This is a genomic window from Ruegeria sp. R8_1, from assembly GCF_017743815.1.
In the GTDB taxonomy this organism is placed as follows: domain Bacteria; phylum Pseudomonadota; class Alphaproteobacteria; order Rhodobacterales; family Rhodobacteraceae; genus Ruegeria; species Ruegeria lacuscaerulensis_A.
In genome coordinates, this window is sequence record NZ_JAGHRL010000002.1 from 578,093 (window position 1) to 596,693 (window position 18,601).

The 18,601-nt window shown below is 57.7% G+C and carries 19 protein-coding genes and 2 tRNA genes; 7 read left to right on the top strand and 14 right to left on the bottom strand.

What is annotated here, in order from left to right; translation table 11 throughout:
- The first annotated feature begins 29 nt into the window (after positions 1-29).
- Complete coding sequence (locus J7380_RS06955; RefSeq protein WP_209195069.1) at positions 30-500, top strand: CoA-binding protein; 471 nt, start codon at positions 30-32, stop codon at positions 498-500.
- Position 501: 1 nt separating this feature from the next.
- On the opposite strand, the gene J7380_RS06960 is transcribed toward J7380_RS06955, so the two are convergent.
- From J7380_RS06960 to hisF, 3 genes are all read right to left on the bottom strand, one after another.
- Positions 502-1,068 (bottom strand): hypothetical protein, encoded by a 567-nt coding sequence (locus tag J7380_RS06960; protein ID WP_209195070.1) that lies wholly within the window; start codon positions 1,066-1,068, stop codon positions 502-504.
- Positions 1,069-1,129: 61 nt separating this feature from the next.
- Positions 1,130-1,447: a phosphoribosyl-ATP diphosphatase gene (locus J7380_RS06965; protein WP_209195071.1), complete on the bottom strand. Its 318-nt coding sequence runs from the start codon at positions 1,445-1,447 to the stop codon at positions 1,130-1,132.
- Entirely contained in the window at positions 1,444-2,205 is a 762-nt protein-coding gene (gene hisF / locus J7380_RS06970; RefSeq protein WP_209195072.1) for an imidazole glycerol phosphate synthase subunit HisF, read from the bottom strand. The genes J7380_RS06965 and hisF overlap by 4 nt, the downstream gene beginning before the upstream one ends.
- 120 nt (positions 2,206-2,325) lie before the next feature.
- On the opposite strand from hisF, the gene J7380_RS06975 reads away from it, so the two are divergent.
- The gene (locus J7380_RS06975) at positions 2,326-2,772 is read left to right on the top strand and encodes a DUF302 domain-containing protein (RefSeq protein ID WP_247742428.1); all 447 of its coding nucleotides are present in this window, start codon (positions 2,326-2,328) and stop codon (positions 2,770-2,772) included.
- A gap of 105 nt (positions 2,773-2,877) precedes the next feature.
- Positions 2,878-3,252: a hypothetical protein gene (locus J7380_RS06980; protein WP_209195073.1), complete on the top strand. Its 375-nt coding sequence runs from the start codon at positions 2,878-2,880 to the stop codon at positions 3,250-3,252.
- A 16-nt stretch (positions 3,253-3,268) separates the two neighbouring features.
- On the opposite strand, the gene hisA is transcribed toward J7380_RS06980, so the two are convergent.
- Positions 3,269-3,991 (bottom strand): 1-(5-phosphoribosyl)-5-[(5-phosphoribosylamino)methylideneamino]imidazole-4-carboxamide isomerase, encoded by a 723-nt coding sequence (gene hisA, locus J7380_RS06985; protein ID WP_209195074.1) that lies wholly within the window; start codon positions 3,989-3,991, stop codon positions 3,269-3,271.
- Between the two features lie 134 nt (positions 3,992-4,125).
- Here hisA and J7380_RS06990 point away from each other — a divergent pair, with 134 nt between their 5' ends.
- Positions 4,126-4,527, top strand: coding sequence for a DUF2147 domain-containing protein (locus J7380_RS06990; RefSeq protein ID WP_209195075.1), 402 nt, complete (start codon positions 4,126-4,128; stop codon positions 4,525-4,527).
- 4 nt (positions 4,528-4,531) lie between these two features.
- On the opposite strand, the gene hisH is transcribed toward J7380_RS06990, so the two are convergent.
- Complete coding sequence (gene hisH / locus J7380_RS06995) at positions 4,532-5,170, bottom strand: imidazole glycerol phosphate synthase subunit HisH (RefSeq protein ID WP_209195076.1); 639 nt, start codon at positions 5,168-5,170, stop codon at positions 4,532-4,534.
- The gene (gene hisB, locus J7380_RS07000; protein ID WP_209195077.1) at positions 5,171-5,758 is read right to left on the bottom strand and encodes an imidazoleglycerol-phosphate dehydratase HisB; all 588 of its coding nucleotides are present in this window, start codon (positions 5,756-5,758) and stop codon (positions 5,171-5,173) included.
- A 156-nt stretch (positions 5,759-5,914) separates the two neighbouring features.
- On the opposite strand from hisB, the gene J7380_RS07005 reads away from it, so the two are divergent.
- On the top strand, positions 5,915-6,154 hold the full coding sequence (locus tag J7380_RS07005) for an Lrp/AsnC ligand binding domain-containing protein (protein ID WP_209195078.1): 240 nt from the start codon (positions 5,915-5,917) through the stop codon (positions 6,152-6,154).
- On the opposite strand, the gene J7380_RS07010 is transcribed toward J7380_RS07005, so the two are convergent.
- The 3 genes from J7380_RS07010 to J7380_RS07020 all read right to left on the bottom strand — a co-directional run bounded on the left by J7380_RS07010 (position 6,151) and on the right by J7380_RS07020 (position 7,297).
- Positions 6,151-7,017: a GNAT family N-acetyltransferase gene (locus tag J7380_RS07010; protein ID WP_209195079.1), complete on the bottom strand. Its 867-nt coding sequence runs from the start codon at positions 7,015-7,017 to the stop codon at positions 6,151-6,153. The two genes, J7380_RS07005 and J7380_RS07010, sit on opposite strands and share 4 nt — an antisense overlap.
- A gap of 97 nt (positions 7,018-7,114) precedes the next feature.
- Positions 7,115-7,189: transfer RNA gene (locus tag J7380_RS07015), tRNA-Gly, on the bottom strand.
- Positions 7,190-7,222: 33 nt separating this feature from the next.
- Positions 7,223-7,297 (bottom strand) — tRNA-Gly (locus J7380_RS07020).
- 157 nt (positions 7,298-7,454) lie between these two features.
- Here J7380_RS07020 and J7380_RS07025 point away from each other — a divergent pair.
- Positions 7,455-7,598: a hypothetical protein gene (locus J7380_RS07025; RefSeq protein WP_209195080.1), complete on the top strand. Its 144-nt coding sequence runs from the start codon at positions 7,455-7,457 to the stop codon at positions 7,596-7,598.
- Between the two features lie 15 nt (positions 7,599-7,613).
- On the opposite strand, the gene J7380_RS07030 is transcribed toward J7380_RS07025, so the two are convergent.
- The 4 genes from J7380_RS07030 to J7380_RS07045 form a co-directional block, all read right to left on the bottom strand.
- On the bottom strand, positions 7,614-7,997 hold the full coding sequence (locus J7380_RS07030) for an MAPEG family protein (RefSeq protein WP_209195081.1): 384 nt from the start codon (positions 7,995-7,997) through the stop codon (positions 7,614-7,616).
- Positions 7,998-8,075: 78 nt separating this feature from the next.
- Positions 8,076-11,513 carry a pyruvate carboxylase gene (locus J7380_RS07035; protein WP_209195082.1) on the bottom strand — a complete coding sequence of 1,146 codons (3,438 nt, stop codon included), beginning with the start codon at positions 11,511-11,513 and terminating at the stop codon, positions 8,076-8,078.
- 124 nt (positions 11,514-11,637) lie between these two features.
- Positions 11,638-12,795, bottom strand: a complete 1,158-nt coding sequence (locus tag J7380_RS07040; RefSeq protein WP_209195083.1) for an alpha-hydroxy acid oxidase — start codon at positions 12,793-12,795, stop codon at positions 11,638-11,640.
- A gap of 39 nt (positions 12,796-12,834) precedes the next feature.
- Positions 12,835-14,625 carry a diguanylate cyclase gene (locus tag J7380_RS07045; RefSeq protein ID WP_209195084.1) on the bottom strand — a complete coding sequence of 597 codons (1,791 nt, stop codon included), beginning with the start codon at positions 14,623-14,625 and terminating at the stop codon, positions 12,835-12,837.
- Positions 14,626-14,804: 179 nt separating this feature from the next.
- On the opposite strand from J7380_RS07045, the gene J7380_RS07050 reads away from it, so the two are divergent.
- A complete protein-coding gene (locus tag J7380_RS07050; RefSeq protein ID WP_209195085.1) occupies positions 14,805-17,198 on the top strand; it encodes a UvrD-helicase domain-containing protein in 2,394 nt (797 codons plus the stop codon).
- A gap of 519 nt (positions 17,199-17,717) precedes the next feature.
- Here the strand turns inward: J7380_RS07050 and J7380_RS07055 are convergent.
- Positions 17,718-17,942 carry a DUF1127 domain-containing protein gene (locus J7380_RS07055; RefSeq protein WP_209195086.1) on the bottom strand — a complete coding sequence of 75 codons (225 nt, stop codon included), beginning with the start codon at positions 17,940-17,942 and terminating at the stop codon, positions 17,718-17,720.
- Positions 17,943-18,601 lie beyond the last annotated feature (659 nt).

Sequence of the window (18,601 nt, forward strand, 5' to 3'; positions counted from 1 at the left end):
CTTTGCGGAACTGCGCATAGGGTGGCGGCATGACTGAATACACAGACGCATTTCTGTCGAACATCCTTAAGCGCACGAAAACTGTGGCCGTGGTCGGTGTTTCGATGAACCCGGTCCGGCCCAGCTATTATGTTGCGCGCTACTTATCGCTCAAGGGGTACACGGTTATCCCGGTCAATCCTGGGCATGCGGGAAAAGAGCTGTTTGGCACCAAGGTTCGGGCGTCTTTGTCAGATGTTCGGGAATCGGTCGATATGGTTGATATTTTTCGACGGTCCGAGGCTGTTCCTCCGATCGTTGATCAAGCACTGGACGCGTTTCCGGAATTGGGAACCATTTGGATGCAGATCGGTGTAGAACATGCCGACGCTGCAGCAAAGGCGCAGACGCGCGGTGTTGATGTGGTGATGAATCGCTGTCCCAAGATCGAATATCAGCGCCTTTTCGGCGAGCTGCGCATGGGTGGGTTCGCGACTGGGGTGATCTCGTCCAAGCTATAAGCTATTGGCCTGTATACGCGAGGAGCTCGCCGTATTGTTCGATACGCCTTTGTGCCAACACAACCTCGCGCGGGACCCAGTCATATCGGGTGTCCTCGCTGAAGGGTGACCAAAAAAGAGTTCCGCCGTACCGCCAGGGGTCCAGAATGATTCCGTCCTGCATCCCATCCTCTGAACGACTGATAATCGCGGTGCTGTGGTCAATTCGCAGCGGGTTATCCGCATTGGCGATGGCCCGGTGCATCTTCAGGGTTTTGAAACCCTCTTGGTTCAGGCGCTGCTCGATATCCTCGGCCCAGTGCCAACACAGTCCGCGCGGCCTTAGGCCCTTGTTGACCTTGGCATTGTGGATCAGCGGGGGATCGGTGATCTGGTATTCCTGCGCCAGCTGCGCGGTATAGGCATAGGTGATACGTGCGGCGCGGTCGGCCTCGGATGGATCAACGCCGGGCCCCAGATTGCGGATTTCGGTGGCCAGACGTTGCACCTCGTCCCCGGTTTGGGGCGGAGGGCTGGCACAAGCAGCCAGCGCCACAAGGGCCAATAGGGTGGCCAAGGTTTTGATCATCTGCGGGCCCTTTGATCCGTTCGGTGTTGAAACCCGATCATAAAGGCACGTCGGCGAAAGCCTAGCCCTTTGGCCTTGCAGCTTTTTCGGAGATGCCGCTGATACCTTGACGGCGGGCCAGTTCGGCCAAAACATCATCCAGCGCTACATCGCGCGCGGCTAACATGACCAGCAGGTGATACAGCACATCCGCTGCCTCGGCTGTCAGCCCGGCTTTGTCGTTCTTGACCGCTGCGATGATGGCTTCGACGGCCTCTTCGCCGAATTTCTCGGCGCATTTCTCGGGGCCTTTGGACAACAGCTTGGCCGTCCAACTGCTGTCGGGGTCCGCCCCCTTGCGCGAGTCGATCGTGGCGGCCAGATCGTGCAGGATACTCATGTCAGCCTCATGGGAATGCCGGCGGCGGCCATATGCTCTTTGGCCTCGCGGATAGTGTATTCGCCGAAATGGAAGATCGAGGCCGCAAGAACCGCACTGGCCCCACCTTCTGTGACGCCTTCGACCAGATGGTCCAGATTGCCGACCCCCCCCGAGGCAATCACCGGCACGTCCACCGCATCGGAAATCGCGCGGGTCAGGGGCAGGTTGAACCCCGCCTTGGTGCCGTCGCGGTCCATCGAAGTTAGCAGAATCTCACCCGCGCCCTTGGCGACAACGGTTTTGGCGAACTCGACCGCGTCGATGCCTGTGGGCTTGCGACCGCCATGGGTGAAAATCTCCCACTTGCCGGGGCTGACGGTCTTGGCGTCGATGGCGCAGACAATGCACTGGCTGCCGAACTGATCGGCGGATTCGCCGATCACATCGGGGTTGGCTACGGCGGCAGAGTTGAAGCTGACCTTATCCGCCCCCGCCAACAGCAGGGCACGAACATCGTCCTTAGTGCGTACGCCGCCGCCTACGGTCAGGGGGACGAAGCATTGCTCGGCCGTGCGCTGAACCACGTCGAACATGGTGCCGCGGTTTTCATGGGTGGCGTGAATGTCCAGAAAACAGATCTCATCCGCGCCAGCCTCATCGTAAGCCTTGGCCGATTCCACCGGGTCGCCCGCATCGCGCAGGCCGACGAAATTGACGCCCTTGACCACGCGGCCATCAGCGACGTCCAGACAGGGAATAATGCGTGTTTTCAGCATGTCGAAGTCCTTTGTTGGCGCACCTCTAACGGCAAAGCCCCGCCGATGCCAGACTTGTGATTGTGATCTGCCGCGAAGCCGTGGAAATTAGATGTGAAATTCATGAAAAGGATTATCGAGATGCGACATCTTATTCTTGCTTCAATACTCACATTCGGAGGGGCACTGTCCGCCATGGCAGACGACATCATCAAAGTTGAAACAAATAAATCCGTGGCCGAGGCGCTGGACGCGCTTGAGGCTGCGGTCGGCAATGCAGGCGCGACCGTCTTTGCCCGCGTCGACCATGCCGCTGGGGCCGAGAAGGTGGGCACACCGATCCCGGCCAATCAGGTGCTGATCTTCGGCAACCCTGCACTTGGTACACCCGCCATGCAGATCGACCCGCGCGCCGGGCTGTTCCTGCCGCTGAAGGTTCAGGCTTACGAGGACGCCGACGGGCAGGTTTGGTTGGCCTATGAAGACCCGAAAGAGACCTTGGACGATCTCAATGGTGTCTCTGACGCGCCGGTCATCGAAAAGATGCGCGGGGCACTGGCCAAACTGACTGCAGCGGCCGCGCAATAAGGTTCTGCCACGCCGGCGGGTGCGTGGCGATACCTCTCAAGTTTTGGGATGGCGGCGATTTGTGATAGAATTGCCGCATTTCAAAGTACATATTGGGAGGTTTTTATGAGAATTGCCTTACAAACAATCAGCGCAGCAGTGATGTGTGCCGGTGTGTTTGCCACCGGAGCGTATGCGCAAGAATTCATGTCCAAGTCAGAACTCTTGGCAACCCTACCCGGATCAACAGTCCGGTCTATTTCTAATCAGGATGACAAGACCCAGTGGGCACAGGCATACAGTACTGGTCGCAAAAAAGGTAAACTTGCCGGTAATTTCGGGGGAAACTCCTACGACGGCGAGTGGTATATTGATGGCGATAAGTGGTGCGAAAAGACCGGAGACTGGACCGGTTGCTTTCAATTCGTGAAAATCAGTGAAACGGAGCTGCAGCCATACAAAGATGGGCAGCCCCGGAAACACACATGGAAGCTGGAATAACCGCCGGTCGGCTTGATTAAGCGCCGAGCGTGGCCAGCGCTTCTTTCAGATCAAGCGCCCCGTCATAAAGCGCACGACCCGAAATCGCGCCATTCAATTCCACGCCACAATCGCGCAGGGCGATCAGGTCGTCCAGCGAGCTCACTCCGCCCGACGCGATCACCGGAATGGACACAGCGCGGGCGAGGGCGGCTGTGGCATCAATATTCGGGCCCTGCATCGCGCCGTCGCGGTTGATGTCGGTGTAAATGATGGCCGCGACGCCCGCATCCTCGAAGCTGCGTGCTAGATCAGTGACTTCGACATCGGTTTCCTCGGCCCAGCCTTTGGTGGCGACCATGCCGTTGCGGGCGTCGATACCCACGGCGACCTTGCCGGGAAACTCACGCGCGGCTTCGCGGACCAGATCTGGGTTTTCGACCGCAACGGTACCAAGGATGACGCGGGCGAGTCCCTTGTCGATCCAGGTTTCGATTGTTGCCATATCGCGGATGCCTCCACCTAGCTGGGCGGGTACTTTGCATGCCGACAGGATCGCCTCGACCGGGGCGGCATTGACCGGCTCGCCGGCGAAGGCACCGTTCAGGTCGACCAGATGCAGCCACTCGCACCCGGCTTCGACAAATGCTTTCGCCTGGGCGGCCGGGTCGTCGTTGAACACAGTCGCCTTGTCCATTTCGCCACGCAACAGGCGCACGGCCTGGCCGTCTTTGAGGTCGATGGCGGGGTAGAGGATCATGATCGGCGGCCCTATATCAGTGTTACACGCGGGGGATATCGCACAAGCGGGGCAGGGGATGCAACGCGACGCGGGGTCATTCTTGCCCGACGACATAAGGCGCGACAAAGTGGCCTCATAAAAGGGAGAAGATCATGAAATCTACATTCATTGCAGCAGCAGCCTTTTCTGTTCTTTCTACGGCAGCGCTGGCAGACCCGGTCGACGGTCTTTGGAAAACCGAGCCTGGAGATGAAGGCAACTATCTGCACGTTTCGATCCAGCCCTGCGGCAGTGCCATCTGTGGAACCATCGATAGCGCGTTTGACGCCTCGGGCAATCAATCGTTGAACTATGAGAATCTGGGCAAACAGATGATCTGGGACATGCAGGCGCAAGGGGATGGCGCGTATTCCGGCGGTAAAATCTGGGCGCCCGATCGCGATAAGACCTACGGCTCAAAAATGCAGCTGGAGAGCCAGAACAAGCTGACCGTCAAAGGCTGTGCCGCGGGTGGTCTGATCTGCCGCGGCCAGACCTGGACCCGCGTTCAGTAAGGGATCAGGGCGTCCACGTCAGGAAGTTCCCGATCATGCGCAGGCCCACATCCTGACTTTTCTCGGGGTGAAACTGCATTCCAACCATTGTGTCACGGCCAATCACGGCCGTGACCTCTTGGCCATAGTCCACATAAGCCAGACGCTGTGCCGGATCGGTGACGCGGAAATGGTAGGAGTGGACGAAATAGGTGTGATCGCCGGATTTCACTCCGTCAAACACCGGGTGATCGCTTTCCAGAACCAGATCGTTCCAGCCCATATGCGGCACTTTTAGCGCGCTGTCTGACGGTTCAATCCGCACCACATCGCCCGCAACCCAGGCCAGACCATCGGTGTCGGTGTATTCATGGCCTGTAGAGGCCATCAGTTGCATCCCGACGCAGATGCCCAGAAACGGACGGCCTTTCTGCTCGACCGCTTCGACCATGGCGTCATGGATGCCCTTATGGCCGCGCAGCTCGGCGGCGCAGGCCGGAAACGCACCGTCGCCGGGCAGAACCAGCCGGTCTGCGCGCGCGACAACATCCGCGTCCGAGGTCACGACAACCTCACCCGCATCCAATTCCCGCGCCATGCGCTGAAACGCTTTTTCGGCCGAGTGCAGGTTGCCGCTTTCGTAGTCAATAATGGCGGTGAGCATTTACAGCGCGCCTTTCGTGGACGGAATCGCATCTGCCTTGCGCGGGTCGGTCTCAACCGCCGAACGCAGCGCGCGGGCAACGGCCTTGAAGGCGGCCTCGGCGATGTGGTGGCTGTTGAAGCCGTGCAACTGGTCGATATGCAGGGTGATGCCGCCGTGGGTGGAGAGCGCCTGAAAGAACTCGCGCACCAACTCGGTGTCGAACGTGCCGATCTTGTGCGTCGGCAGGTCCACGTTCCAGATCAGGAACGGACGGCCCGACAGGTCCAGCGCACAGCGCACCTGCGCGTCATCCATCGGCAAGTGGCATTCGCCATAGCGCCGGATGCCCTTCTTGTCGCCCAGTGCCTGCGTCAGCGCCTGACCCAGCGCGATGCCGGTGTCTTCGACCGTGTGGTGGTCGTCGATGTGGTAATCGCCCTTGGCGCGGATCGTCATGTCGATCAGCGAATGACGCGCAAGTTGGTCCAGCATGTGATCGAAGAACCCGACGCCGGTCTGGTTGTCATAGGTGCCGGTGCCGTCCAGATTGACCTCGACCGAGATCTCGGTCTCGGCGGTCTGACGGCTGATCTTTGCGCTGCGCATGGGCGAATTCCTTTTGCTTCAGGCGCGCTTATAGACGGGGAAGGGCGCGCATATCCAGACCGCAAAGGCGCATTCGCCGTAAACTGTTGCAGGGGATTGCACCCTGGCGCGCCTCGTGCCAGCTTGCGACCAACACGAACCAATAAGGCCCGGCCCATGTCCACCTGCGTTTTCATCCAGATCCGCTGCAAACCCGGCACCACCTATAAGGTGGCCGAAGACATCGCCCTGCGCGAAATTCATTCCGAGCTTTATTCGACCAGCGGTGAATACGACCTGCTGCTAAAGCTCTATATCCCGGGAACTGAGGATGTGGGTCATTTCATCAACGAAAACTTGCTGGTGATTCCTGATATCGAAAGATCGCTGACCACGATGACGTTCAAGGCGTTCTAACCCAACTCAAACGTAGTTACCCCGAAAACCCGACTCAGGTCGATGTCCGGTTCATGATCGGAATACATGCGCGCTGTTTCGAACACTTTCTTTAACCCCAACTGCTGCGCCATCGCGATGGCGGCATCGTTGGGCTGGGGCATATCGACAAAGACATCGTGATCGCGGTGATCTACAGGAATAGCGGCGAGCAAACTGGCCAAAAGCGCCTGCGCTATTGCGGCGTCGTCGGCAAATAGCGGACCCACCTTATATCCCGTCTTGCAGGGACGAAGGGTGGCATATCCTCTGATCTGACCATTTTCGGTGTAGACGCGTGAGATGTGGGAGTAGGCGTTTAGCCAGCTTTGCAAAAATACGTCCCGCGCTGCCGGGAATAGCTGCCGATCGTAGGCTTTAAGGGCGTCGGTGGCTGTCTTTATGGGCGCAACCCCGTTGCCCAGAACTTGACCCAGTTTGGGCAAGACCTGTCGAACGGGGGCGCCGAAGCGGAAATTGTTGTAGGCAAAGGTGAACCCTGATTTCCGGTAATTATCCTGTTGCTCGACCACGCCATCCAACCCCATGTTGCGGCCTTCACAATGGGCAAGTGCGTGTCTGGCTATCTCGAGACCGTGGCCGTGATGTCGAAATTCGGGCCGAACAATGTAAAAGCCAAGGAATGAAAAAGCGTCGTCATAGTTCACGGCCGAGACCGACGCGATCATCTCACCATCCAGAAAGCCGCCCAGAAATCCATTTGGGTCTATTGGGCGAAAACACTGAGCGTCGTGCACGCCGGGGTTCCACCCTTCGCGGCCTGCCCAGTCAACGGCGTGCTGTAATTCATCTGCGGTCAGTGACCTGATACTATATCCTGACATGTTAAAATCCTGAAACTTGTAACGATAACACCTACAACGCCAACAGAATGGCGCAACAATTGGCAGGTGGCCAGAAAAGTTTCAAGAATTTGGTATCTGGAGCGGGCGAGGCGATTCGAACGCCCGACCCTAACCTTGGCAAGGTTATGCTCTACCCCTGAGCTACGCCCGCATCAGATACTATGTTGGTCCGAAGACCTCTCAATGGAGCGGGCGAGGCGATTCGAACGCCCGACCCTAACCTTGGCAAGGTTATGCTCTACCCCTGAGCTACGCCCGCGCCGTTGAGTGAGGAGGGATGTATAAATTCCCGCGCAGGGCTGCAAGCGGAAAAGCACAAAAAACTGCAAAAATATTTCGACGGAAATGCGCTGCTGAAGTGTTCAAGACATAGAGCAACGTAAAACAACAAGGATGGAAACGAGGAAATGAAGCGGGTGGCAGACATTAAGACGGCTCTATTGGCCGGTTTGATCGTTTTAAGCTGTGCACTGAGCGTGCGGGACGAGGACAGGCTTGGAAAGGCCGAGCCTGACCTCGGGCAATTGCCTAGGGTTGAAACACGTGTTTTGACCGGCTGACCCGTGTTGCGGTGATCAAAAGGCCAATATCAGATTCGAGATAGCCGCCACCAGAAGGGCTGTGAACGTCAAAACCATACCGAGTTGGCGCAGGATAACGATCTGAGGCGTCTTACCGAATCCATAGGCATGCAGCATGCGTCCGGACAGCAAACACAGCCCCAACAGATTGACCAACAGGCCGCTGGTCCCCTGAAGCTCGACCATGGCGATCAGCAGCAACCCAAACGGAGCATATTCTGCAAAATTGGAATGGGTTCGTACCGCTTTAAGCATCTCGCTGTTGCCCGAGTCGCCATACGAGATCTTTTGGCTCCGGCGGGTACTAATGACCCAGCCGCTGAGAGCGACGTAGATGATCGCCAGCAGCGCAGCGTAGATAGGTGTGATAGACAGCATGTTTTCCCTCCCGTTTGCAAAGCGACGGGCCGCCCGGATGTCCGAGCGGCCCGAAGGTTGGGAATTAAACTAGATCGTTCACTCAAGTTCGACCAGTAGGTCCTTAGCGTCAATCTGGCCGCCGGGCTGCACGTGGATCGCCTTAACGGTCGCGTCACGCTCTGCGTGGATGCCAGTTTCCATCTTCATGGCTTCGATGGTCAGCAACAGGTCGCCTTCCTTCACCTCTTGTCCGGCAGTCACGGAAACGGTTGCGACGACGCCGGGCATTGGTGCGCCGATGTGGCCAGGGTTGCCGGTTTCAGCCTTGGGGCGCGTCTGTGTCGACGACGTGACAAGACGGTTTGGCACTCGAATTACACGCGGTTGGCCGTTGAGTTCAAAAAAGACCTTCACTTCGCCTTTTTCATCGGTCTCACCAATAGCCTGACACCGAATTTCCAACGTCTTGCCGGGGTCGATCTCGGCCGTGATTTCTTCGCCCGGTTCCATTCCATAGAAAAAGGTGCGCGTGGGCAGGGTACGAACCGGACCATAGGTACGGTGGCGGCCCATATAGTCCAGGAAGACCTTGGGATACATCAGATACCCGTTCAGATCCTCGTCATCGACCTCTTTGCCTTCCAGTTGCTTCGACAGCTCGGCGCGGGTGGCTTCAAGATCGACGGCAGGTACATCCTTGCCGGGGCGGTCCGTGTTGGGGGCCTCGTCCTTGAGGACCTTGTGGATGATGGTGTCGGGGAACCCGCCCGGAGGTTGGCCCAGGTTGCCGCGCATCATGTCCACTACTGAATCAGGGAAGGCCACATCCGTATCCGGGCTTTCAACGTCAGCACGGGTCAGGCCCTGGCTGACCATCATTAGCGCCATGTCACCAACCACCTTGGACGATGGTGTCACCTTGACGATATCGCCGAACATCTGGTTCACGTCGGCATACATCTGAGCGACCTCATGCCAGCGTTCTTCCAACCCCAAGCTGCGCGCCTGCGCCTTGAGGTTGGTGAACTGACCGCCTGGCATTTCGTGCAGATAGACCTCGGAGGCCGGAGCCTGCAGACTGGATTCAAACGCCGCGTACTGGCCGCGCACGGCCTCGAAATAATCGCTGATCTCGCGGATGGCCTTGATGTCCAGCCCGGTGTCACGCTCCGTGTGGCGCAGCGCCTCGACCACGGTGCCCAAGGTGGCCTGAGAGGTATTGCCCGAGAAGCTGTCCATCGCGCAATCCACCGCGTCCACGCCGGCCTCGGACGCGGCCAGAATGGTGGCGCTGGCGATGCCCGCGGTGTCGTGTGTGTGGAAGTGGATCGGCAGTCCGACCTCTTCCTTCAACGCGCGGATCAAGATCTTGGCCGAGGCCGGTTTCAACAAGCCCGCCATATCCTTGAGGCCCAGAACATGCGCGCCCGCGTCGCGCAGCTCTTTCGCCATGCCGACATAGTATTTCAGGTCGTATTTTGCGCGATCCGGGTCCAGAATATCGCCGGTGTAGCAAACGGTGCCTTCACAGATTTTGCCGTTCTCGACGACCGCATCCATGGCCACGCGCATGTTTTCAACCCAGTTCAGCGAGTCGAATACACGGAACACGTCGATGTTTTGCGAGGCTTGACGGACAAATTCCTGCACCACGTTGTCAGGGTAGTTGGTATAGCCAACGCCATTGGCCCCGCGCAGCAGCATCTGGGTCATCAGGTTCGGCATCGCCTCGCGCAGGTCGCGCAGACGCTGCCACGGGCATTCCTGCAGGAACCGATAGGCCACGTCAAAGGTCGCACCGCCCCAACATTCGACGCTGAACAGTTGCGGCAGGTTCGCGGCATAGGTCGGCGCAACCTTGATCATGTCGATCGAGCGCATCCGCGTGGCCAACAGCGACTGGTGCCCGTCGCGCATTGTGGTGTCGGTGATCAGCAACTGGCGCTGCGCCTTCATCCAGTCGGCCACAGCCTGCGGGCCTTTCTGTTCCAGCAGGTTGCGGGTACCCATCTTGGGTTCACCCTTCAGAGCGGGCGGTTTGGCCTCTTTCAGGTCAGCCCGGGGCTCGGGCCGGTCCTTGGTTTCAGGATGGCCGTTGACGGTGATATCCGCGATATAGGTCAGAACTTTGGTGCCCCGGTCGCGGCGACGCTTGAAGGTAAACAGGTCCGGCGTCGTGTCGATGAACTTGGTGGTATATTCATTCGACAGGAAGGTCGGGTGTTTCAGCAGGTTGATGACAAAGTCGATATTGGTGCTGACACCGCGAATACGGAACTCGCGCAGCGCCCGGTCCATCCGGGCAATCGCAGCCTCAGGCGTGGGCGCCTTGGCCGTAACCTTGGTCAGCAACGAGTCGTAAAAACGCGTGATCACCCCGCCCGCATATGCGGTGCCGCCGTCCAGACGTATGCCCATCCCGGTGGCCGAGCGATAGGCGGTGATGCGGCCATAATCGGGGATAAAGTTGTTCTGCGGGTCCTCGGTTGTGATCCGGGTCTGCAGCGCGTGGCCGTTCAGATGCACATCCGCCTGACTGGCCGCGCCGGTTGCCTCGGCCAGAGGTTTGCCCTCGGCGATCAGGATCTGCGCCTGCACGATGTCGATACCGGTGACTTCCTCGGTGACGGTGTGCTCGACCTGTACGCGGGGGTTCACCTCGATGAAGTAGAACTTGCCGGTCTCCATATCCATCAGGAATTCGACCGTGCCCGCGCATTCGTAATTCACATGGGCGCAGATTTTGCGGCCCAATTCACAGATTTCCGCGCGCTGTTCTTCACTCAGATACGGGGCAGGGGCGCGTTCCACGACCTTCTGGTTCCTGCGCTGAACCGAGCAGTCGCGTTCATACAAGTGATAAATCTCACCATGCTTGTCGCCCAGAATCTGAACCTCGACATGGCGGGCGCGGGTAATCATCTTTTCCAGATAGCCTTCGCCATTGCCAAAAGCGGCCTCGGCCTCGCGGCGGCCTTCCAGTACCTTTTCTTCCAGCTCTGCCTCGGATTCGATCGGGCGCATCCCGCGTCCGCCGCCGCCCCAGCTGGCCTTTAGCATCAGCGGGTAACCGATCTCGGCGGCCTCTGCGCGGATCGCGTCCATGTCATCGCCCAGAACCTCAGTTGCAGGAATGACCGGAACGCCAGCTGCAATCGCAACGCGGCGGGCGCTGGCCTTGTCGCCAAGGGCGCGCATGGTTTCAGCTTTCGGTCCGATGAAGGTTATGCCGTTCTGCACACAGGCATCCACGAAATCGGGGTTTTCCGACAGCAGGCCGTAACCGGGGTGGATCGCGTCTGCGCCGCATTCCTTGGCGACGCGGATGATTTCATCAATCGAAAGATATGCAGCCACTGGGCCCATGCCTTCGCCAATGCGATACGCCTCATCCGCCTTGAAACGGTGCAGGCCCAGCTTGTCCTCTTCGGCGAAGACAGCGACGGTGCGTTTGCCCATCTCATTGGCTGCGCGCATCACGCGAATGGCAATCTCGCCGCGGTTGGCGATCAGGATCTTGTTGAAGTCGGTCATTTGCGGTCCCGGTCTTTATGGTTTGGCCGTGTTCATAAGCGGACAATACGCGCACGTATATCAGTCGTTCTGGGTAGAACCGGCATGTTAACGCTCGCAAACGCCCTATGTTGGCGCTAACATGTTACATGTGCTGCGCCGCAGCATCAATCTGAGATATTGCAGGTGGCAAGTGATCCAGAGATTCTGCCCCCAGCTGACCCATATTCGCCAGCAGATCTTGCCGCAGAATGTCTATCGCATGGTCAGGGCCATCGACGCCCAGGGCTGCGAGAGCATACATGAAACCACGTCCAAGCATGACCAAATCTGCGCCCAGTGCTTTCGCGCGCAGAATATCCAGCCCCCCTTCGATGCCGCTATCGAGTATCAGTGGCAGATCTGTCGCGGCACGAATGGCTGGTAGCGCCTCGATACTTGCGGGGGCGGCGTCGAATTGTCGACCACCATGATTGGATATCCACAAGGCGTCGACACCCGCCTGTTTCAGCGGTTCAGCATCCTCGGCACGCATCACCCCTTTAACTATGAAAGGACCATCCCACGCATCGCGCAGCCATCTGACATAGTCCATGTCCGGCGACGTGCGCAGTAGATACCCAACATGCGCTGTCGGAGGGAGATTGCTTGAATCGTCGGTGTATTTGTCCAATGTGCGCATCCGCGGTGGCCCACTACGCGCCATGGCAAGGGCCCATGCAGGCCGTTGAATGATTTGTGCCAGCAAGCGGGGGGTCAGCCTGGGCGGGTTCGTAAGCCCCGAACGGGTTTGTCTTTCCCGTCGAGAGGCCACCGGCACGTCCGCAGTCATTACCAGCGTGGAAAATCCGGCAGCTTTGACCCGGTTGAGCAAATCCATGCGGATGTCTGGGTCCTTTGGGGGGTAGAGTTGAAACCACGCGTCACTCCCGATGTGGCCGTCCATGTCTTCGGGGCTTTGGGTCGCAACGTTTGATAGGGTAAAAGGCAGGCTTGCCGCCGCGCAGGCCCGGGCCAAAACCCCCTCGGCGTCGGGCCAGATCAAGCCCGCCATTCCGATCGGAGCTACACCAAACGGGAGCGGGTAACGTTTCCCCAAAAAATCGGTGCCAGTGTCGCAAGATATCGTTCCGTGCAGGATTGAGGGCAAAAAGCGAATACGATCCAGGGCGGTGCGGTTTCGGTTCAGTGTCGCTTCGACTCCGGTACCGCTGTCCAGGTATTCCCACACGAAATGGGGAATTCTGGTTTTAGCCCGACGTTTCAGATCTTCGATGCTGGGGTATCTGCTGTGCAAATCCATACGGATTGATCGTGGTTGGCGTCTGATTCGGCAAGAAATTTAGGACTTTGCGCTAATTTTTGCGATGGAAGGCGTTGTATCGCCAGTCTGATCCCCGCGCCCAGAGCTCGGATCAACCTTACCGGCAACCTGAACCTGATTGCGGCCCTTATCCTTGGCCTCATACAGCGCATCATCCGCCGAGCGCATAAGATCCTGCGGCATGGTTCCATGCGCCGGGTAATTGGCGACACCCACAGAAATCGTTATGCGGGGCAGCGATTTTTCACCGTACCGCACGGTAATACCCTCAACCGCCTGGCGCAGCTGTTCAGCGCGGGTCATGGCATCTTCCGGAGTATTGTCGGGCAGGATCAGCATGAACTCTTCTCCGCCGATCCTGCAGGCGATCTCATCCCGGTCACACCCTTGTTCCAATGCCGATCCAACAGCGCGCAAAACCATATCTCCGGCGTCATGCCCATGAGTGTCGTTGAACTTTTTGAAGTGATCCACGTCCACTGCAATCAAACTGAGCGGAGCGCCTGTTTGCTGGCTGCGGCTAATGGACTTGCGCAACGTCTCGGTCATATGGCGCCGGTTGAATAAGCCGGTCAGCGGGTCCCGCACTGACTGGTCATGTAACTGGTCGCGCATCCGAACGTTGGCGATTGCCATGCTGATTTGCTCTGCACAGAGCTGCGCCAGTTTGCGGCTTTTGTGAAAGCACGTGTCGCGGCCTTCCAGCGCCCGCAGATGCAGCAGACCGACCGTTTCGCCATGGGCCAGAATCGGGAAGCAGAAATAAGGACGGCCATCATGGGGCTCGGCATGTTCACAGACAAAGTCGATCTCGGACGCACCGAATTCATAGGTTCGCCCCCGACGCAGACCCCAGCATCCTTCGGGGTGGATGTGAGACTTATGCGTGCCGCCATTCCAACTGGCACACCCATCCAGCACATCGCGTGAGTTCGAGTATACATACACACTGCCTTCTGCCTCGGGCAGGATGTGGGTCATGAAACGCGAGACCATGTCGAACAGCTCGTCCAGAGACCGGCTGGATTGCAGCCATTCATTCAACTCGCCCAGCAAACGGACTTCTCGGGCCAAACGCAGTTGTTCGTCCATCAACTCACGTTCTTTGGCTGCGCGCCCGCGAAGGTTTTGAACCTGGCGGCGGTTAGAGCGGAACACGACCAATGTCACGACACTGAACGCAAGAAGGGCAACAGTGCTGAGAATAAACAGAGACAACCGCACGCGATCTATGAACAGGTTCCTGACATCCGTAATGTCCGAATAGAACTCAATCGCGCCCAGAAAACGACCGTCTCGAATGATCGGAGTGTAGATTTCGGCAACGTGGCGTGTTTGCGGGCCCGAGGCGTGAATAGCGTCGCCATCGAAATCCTCGACCTCGGACAAAGGTTTTTCTTCGTGTTTATAGTAGATATTGCCCTGTTTGATTACGGCGTCAAAATACGGTTTGGAGTTCACTGATCCTAGGTCGGAGGACCGTGACGACCAGAAGACGCGACCATCTGCGTTGAACAGTTTGAAACGATAGATGTCGGATGTTGCAGGCAAAAGCTCAAGAAACTCCTGATCATGGCCGCCGACGAATCCGGTTTGGAACGTGGCTTGAACATCCTTCAGGTGCGATGTCACTTGTTTGCCGAGCTGCGTGGCTTCTTTTCTCAGGTCCGCTTCAAGCATACGGTCCACGACCGGAGCTGGCACTGCGTATATTCCCCAACCAGAAAACGCGGTCAGGGACAAAAGCGTCAGCACAATGGCCGCCAATTTCAGCCGATATGACCAGCCTAGTTTAAGTTTTTGTTCCATAATCGCGCTCCCACAGCTTTGAATTCACTATCGGGTGTGCTTTTTGAGCAAAGGTTAACGCGGGCCGGCAAACTGCAGAGCTGTTGAATAGAATTGCTTATAGTTCAAACGGTAATTCTTGGCGAACAAGGGGTGAACAAACTCTTTCCCTCGGGCCTTATTCGGCGTAGCTTGGCACGATGAGCAGTTTTGATGAAATGGACGCCTTTGAAGGCGCATCCCTGTCCCAGCGCGCCATGGTTGCGCGCCCCGCACCTTATCTTGATGAACTGAACCCGGCGCAGCGCGAAGCGGTTGAGCGTTTGGATGGGCCTGTCCTGATGCTGGCCGGAGCGGGGACCGGCAAAACCAAGGCGCTGACGGCGCGGATTGCGCATCTTCTGACCAAGGGTCAGGCGCGGCCGAACGAGATTCTGGCCGTGACATTCACCAACAAAGCCGCGCGCGAGATGCGTGATCGCGTGGGTCGCCTGTTGGGCCAACCGGCCGAGGGGATGCCGTGGCTGGGCACGTTCCATTCGATCTGCGTCAAGCTGCTGCGCCGCCATGCGGAACTGGTGGGTTTGAAATCGAACTTCACCATTCTGGACACGGATGATCAGCTGCGCCTGCTCAAGCAGTTGATCAAGCTGGCCAATATCGACGAAAAACGCTGGCCGCCGCGTATGCTGGCCGGGATCATCGACGATTGGAAGAATCGCGCGCTGACGCCCGACAAGGTGCCCGCTGCGGATGCGGGGGCGTATAACAACAAGGGTATTGAGCTTTATGCCCAATACCAGACCCGCCTGCGCGAGCTGAATGCGGTGGATTTCGGCGATCTGCTGTTGCACATGGTCACGATCTTTCAGCAGCACGAGGACGTGTTGCAGCAATATCAACGCTGGTTCCGTTATATTCTGGTGGACGAGTATCAGGATACCAACGTCGCCCAATACCTATGGCTGAGGCTGCTGGCCGGGGCGCATAAGAATATTTGCTGCGTGGGCGATGATGACCAGTCGATCTATGGCTGGCGCGGGGCCGAGGTGGGCAACATCTTGCGGTTCGAAAAGGATTTTCCCGGCGCGTTTGTGGTGCGGCTGGAGCAGAATTACCGCTCGACCCCGCATATTCTGGCCGCTGCCTCGAATGTCATTCGCGGCAATGAAAACCGTCTGGGCAAAGAGCTGTGGACGGATGCTGAAGACGGCCACAAGGTCAATCTGATCGGCCATTGGGATGGTGAGGAAGAGGCCCGCTGGATCGGGGAAGAAATCGACGCGCTGCAGGGCGGCACGCGCGGGATTCGTCCGATGAATCTGGATGGGATCGCCATCCTTGTGCGCGCCTCGCACCAGATGCGCGCGTTCGAGGATCGGTTTCTGACCATCGGTCTGCCTTACAAGGTGATCGGCGGCCCTCGGTTCTATGAGCGGATGGAGATCCGCGATGCCATGGCCTATTTCCGGCTGGTGGTCAGCCCCGGTGACGATCTGGCGTTCGAGCGGATCGTAAATACGCCGAAACGCGGTTTGGGCGACAAGGCGCAGCAGACGATTCAGATGACCGCGCGAGAACATGGCGTGTCGCTGGTCGATGGCGCGCGGATTGCGGTCGATAATGGGCTGATCAAGGGCAAAGGCGGCAAGGCTTTGCGAGAGCTGATCGACGGGCTGGCGCGCTGGAATGCGATGACGCGCGGGCCACGGATTGAGGTCGAGGATGACTCGGTCATCGACGACGGTGCACCCCTGAGGTTTGGCGAGCCAGAGGTCTCACATATCGAACTGGCGCAGATCATTCTGGACGAATCCGGCTATACGGCCCATTGGCAGAATGAAAAGACGCCCGAGGCACCGGGGCGTTTGGAAAACCTTAAGGAACTGGTCAACCAGTTGGACAATTTCGAGAACCTGCAAGGGTTTTTGGAACATGTCAGTCTGGTCATGGACAATGAGCAGGATGGCGACGGGGCCAAAGTCTCGATCATGACTCTGCACGCGGCGAAAGGGTTGGAGTTTCCCGCCGTGTTTCTTCCGGGTTGGGAGGATGGCTTGTTCCCCTCGCAACGTTCGATGGACGAATCCGGCCTGAAAGGTTTGGAGGAGGAGCGGCGGCTGGCCTATGTCGGCATCACCCGCGCGGAGGAGGTCTGTACGATTTCCTTCGCGGCCAATCGGCGGGTGTTCGGGCAGTGGCAAAACGCGATGCCATCGCGTTTCATCGACGAGTTACCCGAGGACCATGTGGAGGTGCTGACGCCTCCGGGTCTGTACGGTGGCGGGCAGGCTACGGCCAGTATCGAAACACGCGCGGCCGAAGCGAATGTCTATAACTCGCCCGGCTGGAAGCGGATGCAGGCGCGGCAGGGGCAGTATGGGATGTCTCAGCCCAAAGAAGGCCGCAATACGGTGATCGACGCGACGGCGGTGGCGAGTTTCACGCTGGGTGAGCGGGTGTTTCATCAGAAATTCGGCTATGGCGCGGTGATCGACATCGAAGGCGACAAGGTCGAGGTCGATTTCGACAAGGCCGGGGTAAAGAAGGTCGTATCGCGATTCTTGTCGGCTAAGGACGACGTACCGTTTTAATCAAATGGAATGTGCCTGACGGCACATGCTCGACTCTGCAAGGGCGCCCGGTTCTGACCGCGGCGCCTTTTTTGCGTTCAGAAAAAGAAAAACGGCGGTTTCCAGGGAGGAGGAGAGGAAACCGCCGTTCTTTGCAACATCGAGACAGGGAGGAGGAGAGTCCCGATGTATCCGAACCCGGGTTTGATCCCGGTATGTGTAAGTCGCGACGACACCAGGGAGGAGGAGAGGTGTCGTCGCGCTCTTTCAACATCAGGGCAGGGAGGAGGAAAGCCCCGATGTATCTGCTTCCGGGTCTGATCCCGGTATTTGTAAGACGCGGCGACGTCAGGGAGGAGGAGAGACGTCGCCGCGTGCTTTCAACACCGGGAAAGGGAGGAGGAGAACCCGGTGTGTCACGTTCCGGCATTCAGGGCCGGTATAATCTGCGGCGACACCAGGGAGGAGGAGAAGTGCCGCCGCTGAAATACAGGTCCTAAAGGGAGGAGGAAGGACCTGATCTCGGTTATGTCGGTGCGCTTAACGTGCGCTGTATTCTTCTGCCGCCTGCATCGCGAGGCGACGGATCATCGACCGGTGTAGGCCAAGATCAGCCAGTTCGCGGTTCGACAGCTCGGACAGCTCGTTGACCGTCTGGCGATAGATGCGATAACGGGCGTACCGGGTTTTTGCGGCTTCAATCAGAGAGGCCAGGCCGGTTGCCGGTGCGCCTTTGAGCGCGGTCTGATGTGTTACTGCTGCCATTTTCTTAACTCGATATGTCTCGTTGCTGCCGGATCGTTCCGGCGTTTGCTTGAGACTGAAGATAGGCGAATGCTGCGATTGCACAATAGCTCACGTCGTCAATGCTGCTATGCGGCAAGTGCATAGATATCAAAGCGTTGTAAGCTATCTGCCAAAAGTGCCTTAAAAATAAGGGTTTCCACGATTTACAGTTTTCGCCACAAGTGTCACCTTGATTTCTTGCGCATAAAATTTGCCCCAACTTTCATCGCCATTTCCTGAAATTTGTGCGCTTTGAGAGCGCCCTCGCTCATTGAAAAAGAGAAGAATCTTTTGGGGAAGGGTTAAATGGGAAACCATGGGTCTTTCTGCGGACGATGATAATCAGCTCGTTTTCAAACGCTGATTCGCGGTTTTTAGGGTGTGTTTGAATGGCGATTACCCAAGAATCCGCACATTAGGAAAAAAAGTTGGGAAATCGTGGGACATACTGGGTTCATCTCATATTTGTCTATATGTAGTGACAAGGTGCGATATTGATACTTTTTATGGTGCCTTTTTCCTGTTTGCGTCTATTGAGATTCTCCTTATATTGGGCCTTCCGTGATGGCGTGCCGGAATTTTTTATTTGATTTCCATGAATTCCCATGGCATCCCTTATTCATCCGATGAGGACGAGG

Excerpts from the sequence above, each read along its gene's own strand:
- J7380_RS06955 (WP_209195069.1), top strand. The coding sequence starts at position 30 with ATGACTGAATACACAGACGCATTTCTGTCGAACATCCTTAAGCGCACG.
- J7380_RS06960 (WP_209195070.1), bottom strand. The coding sequence starts at position 1,068 with ATGATCAAAACCTTGGCCACCCTATTGGCCCTTGTGGCGCTGGCTGCT.
- J7380_RS06965 (WP_209195071.1), bottom strand. The coding sequence starts at position 1,447 with ATGAGTATCCTGCACGATCTGGCCGCCACGATCGACTCGCGCAAGGGG.
- hisF (WP_209195072.1), bottom strand. The coding sequence starts at position 2,205 with ATGCTGAAAACACGCATTATTCCCTGTCTGGACGTCGCTGATGGCCGC.
- J7380_RS06975 (WP_247742428.1), top strand. The coding sequence starts at position 2,326 with ATGCGACATCTTATTCTTGCTTCAATACTCACATTCGGAGGGGCACTG.
- J7380_RS06980 (WP_209195073.1), top strand. The coding sequence starts at position 2,878 with ATGAGAATTGCCTTACAAACAATCAGCGCAGCAGTGATGTGTGCCGGT.
- hisA (WP_209195074.1), bottom strand. The coding sequence starts at position 3,991 with ATGATCCTCTACCCCGCCATCGACCTCAAAGACGGCCAGGCCGTGCGC.
- J7380_RS06990 (WP_209195075.1), top strand. The coding sequence starts at position 4,126 with ATGAAATCTACATTCATTGCAGCAGCAGCCTTTTCTGTTCTTTCTACG.
- hisH (WP_209195076.1), bottom strand. The coding sequence starts at position 5,170 with ATGCTCACCGCCATTATTGACTACGAAAGCGGCAACCTGCACTCGGCC.
- hisB (WP_209195077.1), bottom strand. The coding sequence starts at position 5,758 with ATGCGCAGCGCAAAGATCAGCCGTCAGACCGCCGAGACCGAGATCTCG.
- J7380_RS07005 (WP_209195078.1), top strand. The coding sequence starts at position 5,915 with ATGTCCACCTGCGTTTTCATCCAGATCCGCTGCAAACCCGGCACCACC.
- J7380_RS07010 (WP_209195079.1), bottom strand. The coding sequence starts at position 7,017 with ATGTCAGGATATAGTATCAGGTCACTGACCGCAGATGAATTACAGCAC.
- J7380_RS07030 (WP_209195081.1), bottom strand. The coding sequence starts at position 7,997 with ATGCTGTCTATCACACCTATCTACGCTGCGCTGCTGGCGATCATCTAC.
- J7380_RS07035 (WP_209195082.1), bottom strand. The coding sequence starts at position 11,513 with ATGACCGACTTCAACAAGATCCTGATCGCCAACCGCGGCGAGATTGCC.
- J7380_RS07040 (WP_209195083.1), bottom strand. The coding sequence starts at position 12,795 with ATGGATTTGCACAGCAGATACCCCAGCATCGAAGATCTGAAACGTCGG.
- J7380_RS07045 (WP_209195084.1), bottom strand. The coding sequence starts at position 14,625 with ATGGAACAAAAACTTAAACTAGGCTGGTCATATCGGCTGAAATTGGCG.
- J7380_RS07050 (WP_209195085.1), top strand. The coding sequence starts at position 14,805 with ATGAGCAGTTTTGATGAAATGGACGCCTTTGAAGGCGCATCCCTGTCC.
- J7380_RS07055 (WP_209195086.1), bottom strand. The coding sequence starts at position 17,942 with ATGGCAGCAGTAACACATCAGACCGCGCTCAAAGGCGCACCGGCAACC.